Genomic DNA, 16,506 nt, shown 5'->3' with positions numbered 1-16,506 from the left:
TCGTCGTAATCACCGAACGTAGTGTTTGGTAAGGAATGAACCATGCGTCATCGTAAAAGTGGTCGTCACCTGAGCCGCACCAGCTCGCACCGCAAGGCCATGTTCCAAAACATGGCGGTGTCGCTGTTCGAGCACGAGCTGATCAAAACTACTCTGCCAAAAGCCAAAGAACTGCGTCGCGTTGCTGAGCCGCTGATCACTCTGGCCAAGACAGATAGCCTGGCTAACCGCCGTCTGGCTTTCGACCGTACTCGTTCGAAAGCTATCGTTGGTAAGCTCTTCAACGACCTGGGCAAGCGTTACGCTACCCGTGAGGGTGGCTACCTGCGCATCCTCAAGTGCGGTTTCCGCGCTGGCGACAACGCGCCTATGGCGTACGTCGAGTTGGTTGATCGTGCTACTGCTGGCGAAGCTGTATCCGCCGAGTAAGACGTCAGTCTGAAACAAGGAACCGGGCCTAGTGCCCGGTTTTTTGTGTGCGCAAGAAAATGCGCTCTTCATACAAGCTTCTGACATGTCTCTGTTGCCACTATGTGCCGGGAAACATAATTAGTAATTATCTATCGAAGCTTGCAAGTTAATGAATTTGTAGGTGTCACATGGATGATCGATACTTCCCAGCAAGCCGATTAGCCGGCAGTTTCAAGACTGACAGAGGAAGAAGACCGTATGAGCCAGATCAAAACGCTTACGACCGCCAGTGGCGCACCTGTCGCTGATAACCAGAATTCTCGCTCCGCCGGCCCTCGTGGCCCGTTGCTGCTTGACGATTTTCATCTGATCGAGAAGCTCGCCCACTTCAACCGTGAAAACATTCCTGAACGTCGCGTTCATGCCAAAGGCTCGGGAGCTTACGGCACATTCACCGTTACCCGCGATATCACGGATTACACCAGCGCCAAGCTGTTTGAATCTGTTGGCAAGCAAACCCCGACGTTCCTGCGTTTCTCGACGGTAGGCGGCGAACGCGGTTCTGCCGACACCGAGCGCGATCCACGGGGTTTCGCGTTGAAGTTCTACACTGAAGAAGGTAATTGGGACATCGTGGGTAACAACACGCCAGTGTTCTTCATTCGTGATCCGCTGAAATTTCCAGACTTTATCCACACCCAGAAACGCCTGCCGCAAAGCAACCTGAAAAGCGCGCAGATGATGTGGGACTTCTGGTCGCATTCGCCTGAAGCGCTGCACCAGGTCACCATTCTGTTCTCTGATCGCGGTATTCCTGACGGCTACCGTCACATGCACGGCTTCGGCAGCCACACTTACAGTCTGATTAGCGCCCAAGGCGAGCGTCACTGGGTGAAATGGCACTATAAGACCAAACAAGGCATCAAGAATCTGGCACCGGCCGATGCCGCACGGTTGGCGGGCACTGATCCAGACTACGCCCAGCGCGACCTGTTCGAAGCCATCGAGCGCGGTGACTTCCCGAAATGGCGCGTGTGCATTCAAATCATGACTGAGGCCCAGGCTGCGGCACATTATGAGAACCCTTTTGACGTCACCAAAACCTGGTCGCAGAAAGAATTTCCGCTGATCGAAGTGGGTGAGCTGGAACTGAATCGCAACCCGCAAAACTACTTTGCTGAAGTCGAGCAAGCGGCGTTCGGCCCAAGCAACATGGTGCCGGGTGTCGGTCTGTCGCCGGATCGCATGCTGCAAGGCCGCGTGTTCGCCTACGCCGACGCGCACCGCTACCGTGTCGGTACCAATCACCAGCAATTGCCGGTGAACGCGCCACGCAGCCCGGTTAACACTTACCAGCGAGACGGCTCGATGGCATTCGGCAGTAACGGTGGTGCGGCACCTAACTACGAGCCGAACAGCTACACCGAAGCACCGAAACAAGCTCCGCGTTACGCAGAACCAGCGCTGGCCTTGAGCGGTGCTGCCGATCGCTACGATCACCGCGAAGATACCGATTACTACAGCCACGCCGGTGCGCTGTTCCGCCTGATGAGCGACGATCAGAGAGCATTGCTGGTCAGCAATATCGCCGGTGCCATGGCGGGCGTTTCCACTGATATCGTCGATCGCCAGTTGCAGCACTTTTACAAGGCCGATCCGGCGTATGGAGAAGCAATCGCAAAGCTGCTCAACGTACAGCTTAACGAAGTCTAAACGAGAAGCAGAACCGCCCTCATCTGGGCGGTTTTTGCGTTATTTAGGCTGCTTTTCTAAGAATATCTTCGCTTTTATTGCGCGAATCGGGTGACCTTCCGGTCAGCTTGGTTCAAACTACAGACTTTCAAGTAGGGAGATGTAGGGCGATGCAAGGCCACCCAGACGTAATCGATTACCTCAACACGTTGCTGACCGGCGAACTGGCCGCGCGTGATCAATATTTCGTTCATTCGCGGATGTATGAGGACTGGGGGTTCACCAAGCTCTACGAGCGAATCAACCATGAGATGGAAGAGGAAGCCGGTCACGCTGATGCGTTGATGCGCCGAATTCTGATGCTCGAAGGCACGCCGCGTATGCGTCCGGATGATCTGGATGTCGGCACCACTGTGCCGGAGATGCTCGAAGCGGATCTGCGTCTTGAATACAAAGTTCGCGCAGCGCTGTGCAAAGGCATTGAGCTGTGCGAGCAGCACAAGGATTACGTCAGCCGTGAGATCTTGCGGGTTCAGCTCAACGACACCGAAGAGGATCACACCTACTGGCTGGAAAAGCAGTTGGGCCTGATCAAGTTGATCGGTCTCGAGAACTACCTGCAATCCCACACGTCCTGATTGCAATCGATACAAAAAGCCCCTGTCACTGATGAAGTGACAGGGGCTTTTTCATGCCTGGCGTTTAAGCCCGATCGCGGATCAGCAGCGGCTTGAGGTAATGACCGGTATGAGATTGCTTCATCTCGGCCACATCCTCAGGCGTGCCGGTGGCAATGATCTGCCCACCTTTGGAGCCGCCCTCCGGCCCGAGATCGACCAGCCAGTCAGCCGTCTTGATCACGTCGAGGTTGTGTTCGATTACTACCACAGTGTTGCCGTGGTCGCGTAAGCGATGCAGCACGTCGAGCAATTGCTGGATATCCGCGAAGTGCAAACCGGTGGTCGGCTCATCGAGGATGTACAGTGTTTTGCCGGTGTCACGCTTGGACAACTCGCGAGACAGTTTCACTCGCTGCGCCTCACCACCCGACAACGTGGTCGCCGACTGCCCGAGCTTGATATACGACAGGCCGACATCCATCAATGTCTGTAGCTTGCGCGCCAGGGCTGGCACCGCGTCAAAGAACTCCCGGGCCTCTTCGATGGTCATCTCGAGGGTTTCGTGGATGCTCTTGCCCTTGTATTTGATCTCAAGGGTTTCGCGGTTGTAGCGCTTGCTCTTGCACACATCGCATGGCACGTAGATGTCTGGCAGGAAGTGCATTTCCACTTTGATCAGGCCGTCGCCCTGGCACGCTTCGCAGCGGCCACCCTTGACGTTGAACGAGAAACGCCCCGGGCCGTAACCACGGGAGCGTGACTCGGGTACGCCGGCGAACAGCTCGCGGATCGGGGTGAACAGGCCGGTATAGGTAGCAGGGTTGGAGCGCGGTGTACGGCCGATCGGGCTCTGGTCGATATCGACCACTTTGTCGAGATGCTCCAGGCCCTTGATGCTGTCGTGCGCTGCTGCTTCCAGCGTGGTCGCGCCGTTGAGGGCCGTGGCGCTCAGCGGGAACAAGGTATTGTTGATCAGCGTCGATTTGCCCGAGCCGGACACGCCGGTCACGCACGTCAGCAGACCAATCGGGATGTCCAGATCGACATTGCGCAGGTTGTTGCCGCGCGCCCCTTTGAGCGACAGATTGAGCTTTTTATTGCGTGGCGTGCGTTTGGCCGGCACTTCAATCTTCACGCGGCCCGAGAGGTATTTACCGGTCAGGGAATCCGGGTGCGCCATGACTTCCGCCGGCGTGCCCTCAGCCACGATCTGCCCACCATGCACACCAGCCCCCGGGCCGATATCCACAACGTAATCGGCCAGACGAATCGCGTCTTCGTCGTGTTCGACCACGATCACAGTGTTGCCAATATCACGCAGGTGCTTGAGCGTGCCGAGCAAGCGGTCGTTATCACGCTGGTGCAAACCAATGGACGGTTCGTCAAGGATGTACAGAACACCGACGAGACCGGCACCGATCTGGCTGGCCAGACGAATACGTTGTGCTTCGCCACCGGACAGCGTATCGGCACTGCGGTCCAGCGACAGGTAGTCGAGACCGACGTTGACGAGGAACTGCAGACGCTCGCGAATTTCCTTGAGAATCTTGTCGGCGATTTCGCCGCGACGGCCAGTCATCTTCAGCTCGCCGAAGTACTCGCAAGCGTCGCCGATCGGCAGGTTGGTCACCGCTGGCAGCGTTTTCTCGCCAACCCACACATGCCGCGCTTCGCGACGCAGACGGGTACCACGACAATCCGGGCACGATTGGGTGCTGAGAAACTTGGCCAGCTCTTCGCGCACGCTTGCCGACTCGGTCTCGCGGTAGCGACGCTCCAGGTTCGGCACGATGCCTTCGAACGGGTGCGAACGTTTGACGATATCGCCACGGTCGTTCAGGTATTTGAAGTCGACGTTCTGCGAGCCGCTGCCATGCAGGATGAATTTCTGCTGATCGGCCGGCAGTTCGTTGAACGGTACTTCCAGGCTGAAACCATAGTGTGAAGCGAGTGAGCCGAGCATCTGGAAGTAATAGACGTTACGCCGGTCCCAGCCGCGAATCGCACCTTCGGCCAAGGTCAGATCGCCATTGACCAGCCGTTTGATATCGAAGAACTGCTTCACCCCCAGGCCGTCACAGGTCGGGCAAGCGCCGGCCGGGTTGTTGAAGGAGAACAGCTTCGGTTCCAGTTCGCTGATCGCGTGGCCGCAGATCGGGCAGGCGAAGCGCGCGGAGAAAATCATCTCTTCGCCCGGTTCGTCGTCCATCGGTGCGACAAGTGCAATGCCATCCGCCAGTTTCAACGCGGTCTCGAAAGATTCGGCCAGACGTTGCTGCAGATCGGCGCGAACCTTGAAGCGGTCGACGATCACATCGATCGAGTGCTTTTTCTGTTTATCCAGTTTGGGCAGTTCGTCCAGTTCGCAGATCCGCCCGTTGACCCGGGCGCGAACGAAACCTTGGGCGCGCAGCTCTTCGAAGACCGAAAGGTGTTCACCTTTGCGCTCGCGAATAACCGGTGCCAGCAACATCAGTTTGCTGCCTTCCGGCTGCGCCAGCACCAGGTCGACCATCTGGCTAACGGTCTGCGCTTCCAGCGGAATGTCATGATCCGGACAGCGTGGCGTACCGACGCGTGCATAAAGCAGACGCAGGTAGTCGTAGATTTCGGTGATGGTGCCGACCGTAGAGCGCGGGTTGTGCGAGGTCGACTTTTGTTCGATGGAGATCGCTGGCGACAGGCCTTCGATGGTGTCGACGTCGGGTTTTTCCATCATCGACAGAAACTGTCGGGCGTAGGCCGACAGCGATTCGACATAGCGGCGCTGACCTTCGGCGTAAAGCGTATCGAAGGCCAGGGACGACTTGCCGGATCCGGACAGGCCGGTGATGACGATCAGCTTGTCCCGTGGCAGGGTCAGGTCGATGTTCTTCAGGTTGTGGGTACGGGCCCCACGTATCAGGATCTTGTCCAAAGTGGCCTCGCTCGGCGGGCGTCGAAAACGTAGGAGTATACGGGCAAATACTGGATGGATGCACACTATCAAGCGAAGGGTTTTTACCTTACATGAAGAGAGTTTCATCTATACGCGTCATAGCGTCGCGATATACCCCGTCTTTCGATGGGACTGGTAGAATCGCCGCCGGTTCACACGAGGTTTTTCCATGCACGATCCCCACAGCGAACGCATGAGTGGTAGCGAGACTCGCGCAGCGAGCGGTCTGGCCCTGGTGTTCGCCTTCCGTATGCTTGGCATGTTCATGGTGTTGCCGGTATTGGCAACCTACGGCATGGACCTGGCAGGAGCGACCCCGGCCCTGATCGGGCTGGCTATTGGCGCTTACGGTCTGACCCAGGCGATTTTCCAGATTCCGTTCGGGATCATTTCCGACCGCATTGGCCGCCGTCCGGTGATTTACCTCGGGCTGATCGTTTTTGCCCTCGGCAGCGTGCTGGCGTCTCAGGCAGACTCGATCTGGGGCGTGATCGCCGGGCGGATCCTGCAGGGCGCCGGGGCGATTTCAGCGGCGGTGATGGCGCTACTCTCCGACCTGACCCGCGAACAGCACCGCACCAAGGCAATGGCGATGATCGGCATGACCATCGGTTTGTCGTTTGCCGTGGCCATGGTCGTCGGGCCTTTGCTGACCCGCGCTTTCGGTCTGTCCGGACTGTTCCTCGCCACCGGTGCCATGGCACTGGTCGGTATCGCCATCATCATGTTCATGGTGCCGCGCTCCACCGGGCTATTGCAGCATCGGGAGTCCGGTGTGGCGCGTCAGGCCTTGATGCCGACGCTCAAGCATCCGGATCTGCTGCGCCTCGATCTGGGCATCTTTGTGTTACATGCCATGTTGATGTCGAGCTTCGTTGCGTTGCCGTTGGCGCTGGTGGAAAAAGCCGGTTTGCCCAAGGAACAGCACTGGTGGGTCTACCTCACCGCGCTGCTGATTTCGTTCTTCGCCATGATCCCGTTCATCATCTACGGCGAGAAGAAACGCAAAATGAAACGAGTTTTGCTCGGCGCCGTCATGACGCTGATGCTGACTGAGCTATTCTTCTGGCAGTTCGGTGACAGCCTGCGGGCTCTGGTGATCGGTACGGTGGTGTTCTTCACCGCGTTCAATCTGCTGGAGGCTTCATTGCCGTCGCTGATCAGCAAGGTTTCACCGGCGGGCGGGAAGGGCACGGCCATGGGCGTGTATTCCACCAGTCAGTTCCTCGGTTCAGCACTCGGCGGGATACTCGGCGGCTGGCTGTTTCAGCATGGCGGTCTGTCGGTTGTGTTCCTCGGATGCGCGGGTCTGGCTGCCATCTGGCTGGCCTTTGCTGTTACCATGCGTGAACCTCCCTACGTGACGAGCCTGCGCTTGCCGTTGTCGCCCGAGGCGATCCGCGAAGCGGGTCTGGTCGAGCGCCTCAAGGCCCTCGTAGGGGTAACCGATGCAGTGATAGTTGCTGATGAAGCGGCTGTTTACATCAAACTGGACAAAGAATTAGTGGATCGCGACACCCTCGAACGCCTGGTGAACAACCCGGCCGGGGCTGCTTGCGAAGCCTAGGAGAACGTTATGGCCCGTGGGGTTAACAAAGTCATATTGGTCGGCACTTGCGGCCAGGATCCCGAAGTTCGCTACCTGCCTAACGGTAACGCCGTGACCAACCTGAGTCTGGCCACCAGCGAACAATGGACCGACAAGCAAACCGGTCAGAAGGTCGAGAAGACCGAGTGGCACCGTGTTTCGATGTTCGGCAAGGTTGCGGAAATCGCCGGCGAATACCTGCGTAAAGGTTCGCAGGTCTACATCGAAGGCAAGCTGCAGACCCGCGAGTGGGAAAAAGACGGTATCAAGCGTTACACCACTGAAATCGTGGTCGACATGCAAGGCACCATGCAACTGCTCGGCGGCCGTCCACAACAGGGCGACCAACAAGGCGGTGGCAACAACTACCAGCAGTCGGCACCGGCACCACGCCAGCAAGCTCCACGTCCGCAGCAGTCGGCTCCACAGCAGCGTTCGGCCCCAGCTCCACAGCAGGCCGCACCGCAACCGGCTCCGGATTTCGACAGCTTTGATGACGATATTCCGTTCTGATTCGCTGCTGTAACCGCTGCAAATAAAAAGGCCCGTCGCTTAAACGACGGGCCTTTTTTTGTGGAGCAAATAACCTGCAATCCCCCCGATCAACTGTGGGAGCGAGCCTGCTCACGAAGGCGTCGGTCAGTTCAAAAAATGGTTGAATGACACACCGCTTTCGCGAGCAGGCTCGCTCCCACAGAAGGGATCTGGGTTTCAATCAAGGATCAGGTGGGGCAGGAAGCGGCTGGAGTCTTTGGTGATCAAACTGTTGTCTTCCCGCACACCAATCCCTGCAGCCTGATCGCCAATCACCCAGGAACCGATCAGCGTGTAGCTGTCGCCAAACTTCGGCAACGGCGCAAACTCCTGCAGGATAAATGGCGCATCCGTGTAGGGCCCGTCCTCTTTGACGATCAGACCATCCGTCGTTTGCAGCTCAATGTTGGCGCCTTCGCGGGAGAAGTACGGCTTGCGTACCCAGCCCTTGGGCACAGCGCTGGCCGGATTCGGGTCGAGATGCGCCGCCAGCAGATTCGGATGCCCTTTGTGCAGTTCCCACAGTAATGGCAGTGCACCCTTGTTCGACAGAATCGCCTTCCACGCCGGTTCGAAAAACTGCGTATCGCACTCGGCAATCGCCGCGCCGAAGGGCTCGTGGAAGATGAATTCCCAGGCATGCAGTTTGAACAGGTGCGGGATCCAGCGATCTTCCAGGTCGACGAAGCGCCCTTCAGCCGTCAAACCAATGTCTTCGATATCGATGTGCCGCGACTCGATGCCGACCTTCTCGGCGATCAGGCGCAGGTAATCCGTGGTGCCCTTGTCTTCGACCGAGTCTTTCATCGAAGCGAAATAGAACGGCCGCTTCAGTTGCAGCTCGGCGAAGGCCTGATGCAGCTTGGTATCGATGCTGTTGAACTGGTCGGCATGGCGCGGCAGCATGCCGCGCTCGATGCATTGCTCCAGCCAGCCCCACTGAAACGCCGCCGCTTCGTAAAGACTGGTTGGCGTGTCGTAGTTGAGCTCCAGCAGCTTCGCCGGGCCGTTGCCGCTGTAGGAAAAGTCCATGCGTCCATACAGATGCGGATGACCTTCCCGCCAGGACGTGCGGATCATGTCGTAGTACGCCGCCGGGATGCTCAGGCGATCCAGCAACTCTTCGCTGTTAACCACACGGTCGACCAGATCCATGCACATCTCGTGCAGTTCGGTGGTCGGGTCCTCAAGATCGTTTTCGATTTGCGCGAGCGTGAACTGGTAGTACGCGCTTTCGTCCCAGTACGGCTCATCGTCGATGGTGTGAAACATGAAACCGAGGCTCTCGGCGGTCTGTTTCCAGTCGGGGCGCTCGGCGCAGAGGATCTTCTTCATCGTCAGCTGCTCGAACGACCAGAACCAGAACTGCTGCCCCAACCACCCCAGCCGCTACGGGCACTGGACTGGCTGCCGAAGCCGCCGCGTGAGGTCGAAGAAGCCACGTTGACCGGTTTGCTTATGCTGCTTTCGTAATCCGTTTGGCTGCGCGTCGTGGTTTCGGCTCTGCGGTACTGCGTCGAGGTGTTGTACGGCTGGCGCGTTTCGCGATCGCGGTAAACAGTGCGTTCGGTGTTGTTGCTCATCGCGTTGCCGATCAGCCAGCCGGTCAGCCAACCGTTGCCACCGCCACTGGAGGTGTGCGAAGTGTTTTGCACACTCTGCACAGCCGCCGCATCACCCGCAGGCATTTGCGCGCCGGCGATGGCGTCGAGGTTCTGCGCCGGCTCACCGTCTTTCGGCACTTTGAAGCCGCCGAGTTTCGGCACGAAGCGGCCGTCAGAATTCTTCTGGCACCAATCAGCGGCAAAGTCTGCGTCGCACTTGGCCTTGTTGTCGTACGCCGGGGCAATGCGCCGGTGTTCAGTCAGGGCGGCGACGTAAGCGTTGGAGCAGACATCGGCGGCCACTTCGGCGTCGACGCACTGTTCCACATTCTGGAAACTGCGTGGTTGATCTGCGGCTGTCGCCTGGCCGGAAATGGCCATCGCCACCGAGGCGGCGAGGGACAACTGAACGTATTTGCTGCGTTTCATCTAAGGCTTCCTGCCGATCAGTTGGACGGTGTCATGCACGCGGCGTTGAGCATGCCGACGCTGATCGCGACCGCAGCGACATAGATACCCGAAGCCACTTCGCCGTTGGCGATGCGCTGGGATGTGCCTTTGAGCACCAAGCCCGTGGCGAGGAATGCCAGCAGTTGCACCACCGCGGCAATCACCGCCCAGAGCACGAAGTCGAGGACGTTGACCGAAAACGCAATCACGTTACTGGCCGGAATCGCGAAGCCGATGATCGCGCCGGACAGGGCGATGGCGGCGGCAACGTTGCCGGAGCGGATCAGCTCGAACTCTTTGTGCGGCGTGATGCGGGTATAGACAAATTGAAACAGCATGAACAGCAGCACGGCGCCGATGAGGTAGACGACGAAACCGACCAGCGCGGTTTTGTTCAGGGAAACGGCCAGCACTTCCAGCATGAAAAACTTCCTTTTTAAATGGTGCTCAGATCTGTCGTGTACAGCGAAATGCCGAGCGAGGTGCTCAGGCTGACGGTGCCTTCTTCGTCCTGTTCGACGGAGAACAGCAGCAATTCGCGGCGATCGGTCAGGCCGGTCTCGCGCGCATAAAGCATGGAGTGGTGTTCGATGGTGTAGCTCTCGTCCGGATTGACCACTTGTTCGGTCATCGGTACGAGTTCGGTCTGGCCTTGTTCGGTGCCCCACTCGCGGGTGTATTCGACACCGTCGTGGCTGTAGGCGGGCAGGCCGATCTGGCTGTTGGGGCCGGCCAGGCGCTGCAGTTCGGCGTCACTGTTGACGGTCACGTAACTGAGGTAGTTGAACAGGGTGACCGATTCGATCTGGTCGTCACCGGTGACGTGGATCTGTAGCCAGAAATCCTCGTCGTTCATGTAATAGCGGTGCAGTTTGTTGGACTGGCCGAGGTCGACCCAGCCATGGCTCCAGATCGCCTGATCGAAGGGCACCCGCACCGTGGTCGAGCCATCGAGCAGCAGCGCCAGGGTTGTATCGAACCTGACGGCCTTGCCTTGCGCCATGCCGAGTGGGCCACTGGCAACGGTCGGTGTTGGCGCAGCGGTCTGCCAGTTGCTGGTGCCCAGCAAGTCTTTAAACCATCCCATGGGTACGTTCCTTGAAGCGGGTGGAGGTGTTCGTCGGCGAAAAAAGCGTGGCTAGTGTACCGGGCTGAGCGATCAACGACACGCCACAAACCATGTGGGAGCGAGCCTGCTCGCGAAAGCGTCATGTCAGCTGACTCATATGCCGACTGATACTCCGTCTTCGCGAGCAGGCTCGCTCCCACAGGTTTTGTGCAAATGCTTACTGCGAGGACTTTTGCTTCAGACGCTCAAGAATCGCATTGGCGCTGCCTTCGTTCGGCGTGATGCCGGCGTCGCGCAGTTTGCGTTCCAGGTCGTTGCCGGTGGAGGCGTCAGCCAGCTCGTCCGCAGCGCTGAGTTCAGCCGCACGTTGCTGCTGCTTGGCCTGCAGACGGTTCAACGTACCGACGGCAGTTTCCAGTTTGCCATTGGCGCCGCCGCTGGCGATGGAAGCGCTGACCTGAGCTTTCTGCACGCTTTCACGGGCCTTGGCCATGTCCACTTGCTGGCGCAGGCTCTTGATCCGCGACTCGGCTTTGCTGATGTCTTTGCGCATGTTTTCGGCGTAAGTACCGAATTCGTCGCTCTGCTTTTTCTCAACATCCAGCTCGTTGGTCAGGGTCGAAATCGCTTCGGCCACTTCCAGCGCCAGGTCTTCACGGCCGGCGTTCAGCGCCGAGACGGCTTTGGCTTCCAGATCCTTGATCTTGGCGTCGTACTCGCTTACGCGGTCGGCGGCCAGTTTGTGTTTGGCCATGATGGTGACCAGTTCGCGACGTGCGTTCGACAGGGCGGTGTCGGCATCGCGGATTTCCTGATCGAGGATGCGCAGGGCCTGTTGGTCCGCGATCGCTTCGCCGACTTCATTGGCGCCGCCGCGCAGTGCGGTGAACAACTTGCTCCAGATGGACTGAGTCATTGGATATTCCCTGTTGATTACTTGAAGAAGTGTTCGAAGGCTTCGCTCGCGCGCTGCACATTGTCGACCAGGGTTTTCACCTCGGTGACGACGTTGGTCAGGCTCGAGTCGGCGCTGAGGGCGCCAAACATGTTGTAAACGGTCTGCCCGTTCGGCATCGACTCGATACCGATCGACGACAGCGGGAACATTTCCCGGCTGCGCAACACGGCATCGTTGAAGGCGCGCACGTCGCTGATCGAATCGATGTCCACCAGCACGGTGTCGACGATGATCTGCTGGCCGGCCAGGGCGATGTGAATCGGCAGACCGCCGAATTCGTTCATTTCCAGCTTGATGCTGGGTTCGGAGCTCTGGATCAACGACAGCGTGATTTCTTGCGAAGCCACCTCGTCGAGGGCCTTGAGGGCGTTGAAGAGGCTATCGATGGTCCAGTTGTTGCCTGCGCTCATGTAATTCTCCGACATGAAAGAGCCAGCCAGAATCGGTTGGCGTAGCTGTTGCTCCATTTGCTTGAGCAAGCTTCGGTTTTCGGGAAGCACCCAAGTTTCGTGTTTCACATAACCTGCTGCGGCCAGGCCTGCGCGCATCTGCTTCATATAGAAACTCGAAGGTTTTTTCGCAGACGGTTTTGCGCGATCCCCCTTGGGACTCTCTGATTTCGCGGTGGGGGAACGGCTTTTCATGGCAATGGCTCGGTTATGGACATCTCACGCGTGAGCCACACTACAACCAATTCAAAGTGCCATCAATGGCTCACGCGTGAGATTTTTATGACAGACGAAAAAAGGCCCGCTACGAGGCGGGCCCAGGTTTTTCGCAGAATGACTCAGTGTTTGGCAGCGAGGTATTCGTCAGTAGACACAACGCTGGCGTAGGCGAAACCCAGCGCCGACATGAACGCGGCATGGACGTGTGCCGCCGGCACCGTCAGACCATTGAACGCCAGGTCACGGCTGGCGCAGGCGTCATGAATCACCGTGACGGCGTAACCCAGATCTGCCGCCGCACGGGTAATGCCGTCAATACACATGTGGCTCATGCTGCCGACCACCACCAGCTCCTTGATGCCTTGTTCGTCGAGGATCGCTTGCAATTCGGTTTCGCGGAACGAGTTGACGAAGTGCTTGAGTACCACCGGTTCATCGGCGCGATTGAGCACTTTCGGGTGTAGCTTGGCGCCGTCCGAGCCTGGGGTGAAAAACGGCGCGTCCGCTGAGGTGAACTCGTGGCGGATGTGGATGACCGGATTGCCGGCCTCGCGGAAGGCGGCGATCAGCCGGGCGGCGTTGTCGGCGGCGGCATCAGCACCGGCCAGCGGCCACTTGCCTTGGGGGAAGTAGTCGTTCTGGATATCGACTACGATGAGCGCTTGCTTGGCCATGGGCGTGTCCTCGATGGATTGGCTGGAAGTGGCTGCAGTATTGGCGCTGATCAGCGATTCGGGGATTGGCCGCACCGACAATAGACAGGGGAAAACTGACAATGGGCGCAGAAAGTGCCGCCATCGCTGAATTGGGTGTGCTGATCTATCCAGGCGCGCAAATGGCGGCGGTGCATGGTCTGACCGATCTGTTTGCGGTGGCCAACCGGATAGCCGCTGAGCATCAGGCCGCGCAGTTGCCGGTGCTGCGGGTCAGTCACTGGCAGGTCGAAGGTGAGCAGCCGCCGGCGCGGATTTACAACAGTCATCCGGGTAGCGACAGCACATTGCTGGCGGTACTGATTCCGCCATCGATCGGCGGGTTCTCGGCGGCGCAAGCGCCGGCCAGCCTGATGCAATGGTTACGGGATCAACATGCCCACGGTGCGACGCTGGGCGGGGTTTGCGTAGGCTCGCTGATGTTGGCCGAAAGCGGTCTGCTCGACGGCCGCAGCGCCACCACCCATTGGACCTCGGCCAAGGCCTTCGCCGAGCGTTACCCGAAGATCAAACTCAAGGCTGATACCCCGATTGTCGACGACGGCGACTTGATCACCACGGCCGGATTGATGGCTTGGTCGGAACTGGGATTACGCTTGGTCGACAGGTTGCTCGGGCCGAGCATTGCCACCGGCACCGCGCGATTTCTGGTGATAGAGCACAGTGACAGCGCCAGTGAGTGCGGCAGTAATTTCGCGCCGATTCTCGGGCATGGCGATGCGGCGATTCTCAAGGTTCAGCATTGGCTGCAAAGCACCGGCGCGACGGATGTTTCGCTGACGGCAATGGCCGAGCGGGCAGGCCTGGAGGAGCGCACGTTTCTGCGCCGGTTCCGTGCGGCAACCGGGTTGAAACCGACCGAGTACTGCCAGCATCTGCGGGTGGGCAAGGCACGGGAAATGCTCGAATTCAGTAATGGCACGATTGATCACATTGCGTGGACGGTGGGTTATCAGGATCCGGGGGCGTTTCGCGCGATCTTCAAGAAGATTACCGGGCTGGCGCCGAGTGATTATCGGACGCGGTTTGGTGTGTCCCCAAACCCGAAGCCGACGAATATCTAATGTGTGCGAGCCTGCTCGCGAAAGCGGTGGATCTACGAAACTGTTGTTCGCTGGCACTACGCCTTCGCGAGCAGGCTCGCTCCCTCATTGAACTCCACCGGGCCATAGATCGTGCAATTTGCCGGGGATCGGCGCGCGGTCGTGCAGATTGAAACAGGCGCGGTGCCAGTACGATTCTGGCAAGTTTCTGATTAGGCTAGGATTTTTGTGGAGCAGCCGTTGGCCTGATCTCTGCACCTCTCACCGCCACAGTCATCGAACCGATGGAAGGGGGACGCATGACCCCGACACCCAGCAGGAAAATCGTGGTTGCCCACTCGGTGCGCCCTGGCGCGCCGCAGCACGAAGTGCAGACCAATAAAGCCCTGGCGCGCTGGCTGGCGCAGATTCTCGGATGCAAATTCGGCGGCAGCTACGATCCGGACAAACATCGCGGTCGTGAGCTGTATCTACTGCCGACGCAAACCATTGTCGGTAATGCCAGCGCTCAGCAACTCGGCATCAAAGGTCCGGACGATCTGTGGGGCGGTTTCGTCGAGCACGACTTCATCTGCACCAAAGCCATCAGCCACGGCCTGCGCAGTCATCTGGCCCACGCGCCGCCAGGCTGGTCGCCATTGTTTTCCGAGCGCGTGCGCAACGTGGTGCTCGACGGCCTCAGCGTGTTTGCCCTGGAAGATGCACGACCCGCCGCCGAACATCTGCTGTACAGCGGCCCGATACGCATGAAGCCGGTTCACGCCTGCGCCGGTCGAGGCCAGGAAGTGATCAAGAGCCTTGATGCCTTCGACGAAATCCTGTCCCGACCCGACATTGCAAAGCAGTTCAGCGAAGGCGTGGTGCTGGAGCAGGACTTGAGCGACGTTGTCACCCACAGCGTCGGCCAGTCGTTCATCGGCGATAAAGTGCTGAGTTACTGCGGTGATCAATACTTGACCCAGGACGCCCACGGCGAAGAGGTTTACGGCGGCTCGAACTTGCTGGTAGTGCAGGGTGGTTACGACGAATTGCTGGCGCTGGAATTGCCTGACGATGTGCGCCTGGCCATCGAGCAGGCGCAGGTCTTCGACGGTGCTGCGGATGAAGCCTATCCGCGCTTCTATGCTTCGCGGCGCAACTACGACATCGCCCAGGGTCTGGACAGCAACGGTAAATCCCGCAGCGGTGTGCTCGAACAATCGTGGCGCATGGGCGGTGCCAGCAGTGCTGAAGTTGCCGCGTTGCAAAGCTTCGTCAACGATCCGGGGATGCGCGCGATCCGTGTGTCTTCGGTAGAAACCTACATCGATCAGACGTTGCCGGCGGATGCCATCGAGGTCTATCGCGGCCCGGCTGAGAACAGCGAATTTCTCCTCAAATACGTAACGGTCAAATCCTATGACGGCTAGAAGCGAAAGCATTCAAATCGACATTGATGATGAACAGATGAGCGGGACCTTTCTCAGTCCCAAATCGAAAGTGCCTGGCGTGCTGTTTGTCCACGGTTGGGGCGGTAGTCAGGAGCGTGATCTGGAGCGGGCAAAAGGCATCGCCGGTCTCGGGTGTGTGTGCCTGACGTTCGACTTGCGCGGACATACCGGCGGTACCGGGATCCCGCTGACCCGCGTGACTCGCGAAGATAACCTGCGTGATTTGCTCGCGGCGTACGATCGTCTGCTCGCGCATCCGGCGCTCGACACTTCGGCCATCGCCGTGGTCGGCACCAGTTATGGTGGGTATCTGGCGGCCATCCTGACCTCATTGCGCCCGGTACGCTGGCTGGCACTGCGCGTACCGGCGCTGTATCGCGATGAGCAATGGCACACACCCAAGCGCGATCTGGACAAGGCGGATTTGCGTGATTATCGAAGCACGCTGGTGCGCGCGGACACTAACCGCGCGCTGCATGCCTGTTCACAATTCACCGGGGATGTGTTGCTGGTGGAGTCGGAAACCGATGATTACGTGCCCCATGCGGCGATCATGAGTTACCGCGCGGCGTGCCAGCAGACCCATTCACTGACGCACAGGATTATCGATGGCGCCGATCATGCGTTGAGCGAACCGGTGTCGCAGCAGGCCTACACCTCGATTCTGGTGGACTGGATTACCGAGATGGTTGTGGGCGAACGGTTGAGCATTATTCAATCCGCATGATTTTTTAGTGTTCTTTCGAACGCTATCGCGAGCAGGCTCACTCCTACATTTTGGAATGCGT

At 58.7% G+C, this 16,506-nt stretch carries 16 protein-coding genes; 8 read left to right on the top strand and 8 right to left on the bottom strand.

What is annotated here, in order from left to right; all coding sequences use genetic code 11:
- Nucleotides 1-42 precede the first annotated feature (42 nt).
- From rplQ to bfr, 3 genes are all read left to right on the top strand, one after another.
- Nucleotides 43-429, top strand: coding sequence for a 50S ribosomal protein L17 (gene rplQ / locus HU754_RS26990; RefSeq protein WP_003176402.1), 387 nt, complete (start codon nt 43-45; stop codon nt 427-429).
- A 240-nt stretch (nt 430-669) separates the two neighbouring features.
- On the top strand, nt 670-2,124 hold the full coding sequence (locus HU754_RS26985) for a catalase (RefSeq protein ID WP_186621708.1): 1,455 nt from the start codon (nt 670-672) through the stop codon (nt 2,122-2,124).
- Nucleotides 2,125-2,273: 149 nt separating this feature from the next.
- Nucleotides 2,274-2,741: a bacterioferritin gene (bfr, locus tag HU754_RS26980; RefSeq protein ID WP_007918444.1), complete on the top strand. Its 468-nt coding sequence runs from the start codon at nt 2,274-2,276 to the stop codon at nt 2,739-2,741.
- Between the two features lie 64 nt (nt 2,742-2,805).
- Here bfr and uvrA read toward each other — a convergent pair whose 3' ends face one another.
- Nucleotides 2,806-5,640, bottom strand: a complete 2,835-nt coding sequence (uvrA, locus tag HU754_RS26975; RefSeq protein ID WP_093434409.1) for an excinuclease ABC subunit UvrA — start codon at nt 5,638-5,640, stop codon at nt 2,806-2,808.
- Between the two features lie 190 nt (nt 5,641-5,830).
- On the opposite strand from uvrA, the gene HU754_RS26970 reads away from it, so the two are divergent.
- Nucleotides 5,831-7,228, top strand: coding sequence for an MFS transporter (locus HU754_RS26970; protein ID WP_186621710.1), 1,398 nt, complete (start codon nt 5,831-5,833; stop codon nt 7,226-7,228).
- 9 nt (nt 7,229-7,237) lie between these two features.
- Nucleotides 7,238-7,762, top strand: coding sequence for a single-stranded DNA-binding protein (locus HU754_RS26965; protein WP_008081898.1), 525 nt, complete (start codon nt 7,238-7,240; stop codon nt 7,760-7,762).
- A 198-nt stretch (nt 7,763-7,960) separates the two neighbouring features.
- Here HU754_RS26965 and HU754_RS26960 read toward each other — a convergent pair whose 3' ends face one another.
- From HU754_RS26960 to HU754_RS26930, 7 genes are all read right to left on the bottom strand, one after another.
- Nucleotides 7,961-9,118 (bottom strand): glutathionylspermidine synthase family protein, encoded by a 1,158-nt coding sequence (locus tag HU754_RS26960; RefSeq protein ID WP_186621712.1) that lies wholly within the window; start codon nt 9,116-9,118, stop codon nt 7,961-7,963.
- 2 nt (nt 9,119-9,120) lie between these two features.
- Nucleotides 9,121-9,816, bottom strand: coding sequence for a DUF1190 domain-containing protein (locus HU754_RS26955; RefSeq protein WP_186621714.1), 696 nt, complete (start codon nt 9,814-9,816; stop codon nt 9,121-9,123).
- A 17-nt stretch (nt 9,817-9,833) separates the two neighbouring features.
- Nucleotides 9,834-10,259, bottom strand: a complete 426-nt coding sequence (locus HU754_RS26950; protein ID WP_007917221.1) for a DUF350 domain-containing protein — start codon at nt 10,257-10,259, stop codon at nt 9,834-9,836.
- A gap of 14 nt (nt 10,260-10,273) precedes the next feature.
- Nucleotides 10,274-10,924, bottom strand: a complete 651-nt coding sequence (locus HU754_RS26945; protein ID WP_095048833.1) for a DUF2491 family protein — start codon at nt 10,922-10,924, stop codon at nt 10,274-10,276.
- Between the two features lie 199 nt (nt 10,925-11,123).
- On the bottom strand, nt 11,124-11,822 hold the full coding sequence (locus HU754_RS26940; protein ID WP_186621716.1) for a PspA/IM30 family protein: 699 nt from the start codon (nt 11,820-11,822) through the stop codon (nt 11,124-11,126).
- A 17-nt stretch (nt 11,823-11,839) separates the two neighbouring features.
- Nucleotides 11,840-12,508 carry a YjfI family protein gene (locus HU754_RS26935; protein WP_186621718.1) on the bottom strand — a complete coding sequence of 223 codons (669 nt, stop codon included), beginning with the start codon at nt 12,506-12,508 and terminating at the stop codon, nt 11,840-11,842.
- A 143-nt stretch (nt 12,509-12,651) separates the two neighbouring features.
- Nucleotides 12,652-13,206: a cysteine hydrolase family protein gene (locus tag HU754_RS26930; RefSeq protein WP_093434425.1), complete on the bottom strand. Its 555-nt coding sequence runs from the start codon at nt 13,204-13,206 to the stop codon at nt 12,652-12,654.
- Between the two features lie 101 nt (nt 13,207-13,307).
- Between HU754_RS26930 and HU754_RS26925 the strand changes: the two genes are divergently transcribed.
- The 3 genes from HU754_RS26925 (at nt 13,308) to HU754_RS26915 (ending at nt 16,445) form a co-directional block, all read left to right on the top strand.
- A complete protein-coding gene (locus tag HU754_RS26925) occupies nt 13,308-14,309 on the top strand; it encodes a GlxA family transcriptional regulator (RefSeq protein WP_186621720.1) in 1,002 nt (333 codons plus the stop codon).
- Nucleotides 14,310-14,587: 278 nt separating this feature from the next.
- Complete coding sequence (locus HU754_RS26920) at nt 14,588-15,697, top strand: DUF3182 family protein (RefSeq protein WP_186621722.1); 1,110 nt, start codon at nt 14,588-14,590, stop codon at nt 15,695-15,697.
- A complete protein-coding gene (locus HU754_RS26915; RefSeq protein ID WP_093434434.1) occupies nt 15,687-16,445 on the top strand; it encodes an alpha/beta hydrolase family protein in 759 nt (252 codons plus the stop codon). Before HU754_RS26920 ends, HU754_RS26915 begins: the two co-directional genes overlap by 11 nt.
- Nucleotides 16,446-16,506 lie beyond the last annotated feature (61 nt).

It is taken from the genome of Pseudomonas zeae, from assembly GCF_014268485.2.
Lineage (GTDB): Bacteria > Pseudomonadota > Gammaproteobacteria > Pseudomonadales > Pseudomonadaceae > Aquipseudomonas > Aquipseudomonas neuropathica.
The sequence above is the reverse complement of the archived record's forward strand: the minus strand, read 5'-3'. Positions and strand labels throughout refer to the sequence as shown.

Coding starts and splice junctions, on each gene's coding strand:
- HU754_RS26915 (WP_093434434.1), top strand. CDS start 15,687: ATGACGGCTAGAAGCGAAAGCATTCAAATCGACATTGATGATGAACAG.
- rplQ (WP_003176402.1), top strand. CDS start 43: ATGCGTCATCGTAAAAGTGGTCGTCACCTGAGCCGCACCAGCTCGCAC.
- HU754_RS26945 (WP_095048833.1), bottom strand. CDS start 10,924: ATGGGATGGTTTAAAGACTTGCTGGGCACCAGCAACTGGCAGACCGCT.
- HU754_RS26935 (WP_186621718.1), bottom strand. CDS start 12,508: ATGAAAAGCCGTTCCCCCACCGCGAAATCAGAGAGTCCCAAGGGGGAT.
- HU754_RS26925 (WP_186621720.1), top strand. CDS start 13,308: ATGGGCGCAGAAAGTGCCGCCATCGCTGAATTGGGTGTGCTGATCTAT.
- HU754_RS26950 (WP_007917221.1), bottom strand. CDS start 10,259: ATGCTGGAAGTGCTGGCCGTTTCCCTGAACAAAACCGCGCTGGTCGGT.
- HU754_RS26955 (WP_186621714.1), bottom strand. CDS start 9,816: ATGAAACGCAGCAAATACGTTCAGTTGTCCCTCGCCGCCTCGGTGGCG.
- HU754_RS26920 (WP_186621722.1), top strand. CDS start 14,588: ATGACCCCGACACCCAGCAGGAAAATCGTGGTTGCCCACTCGGTGCGC.
- HU754_RS26940 (WP_186621716.1), bottom strand. CDS start 11,822: ATGACTCAGTCCATCTGGAGCAAGTTGTTCACCGCACTGCGCGGCGGC.
- HU754_RS26970 (WP_186621710.1), top strand. CDS start 5,831: ATGCACGATCCCCACAGCGAACGCATGAGTGGTAGCGAGACTCGCGCA.
- bfr (WP_007918444.1), top strand. CDS start 2,274: ATGCAAGGCCACCCAGACGTAATCGATTACCTCAACACGTTGCTGACC.
- HU754_RS26965 (WP_008081898.1), top strand. CDS start 7,238: ATGGCCCGTGGGGTTAACAAAGTCATATTGGTCGGCACTTGCGGCCAG.
- HU754_RS26985 (WP_186621708.1), top strand. CDS start 670: ATGAGCCAGATCAAAACGCTTACGACCGCCAGTGGCGCACCTGTCGCT.
- HU754_RS26930 (WP_093434425.1), bottom strand. CDS start 13,206: ATGGCCAAGCAAGCGCTCATCGTAGTCGATATCCAGAACGACTACTTC.
- HU754_RS26960 (WP_186621712.1), bottom strand. CDS start 9,118: ATGAAGAAGATCCTCTGCGCCGAGCGCCCCGACTGGAAACAGACCGCC.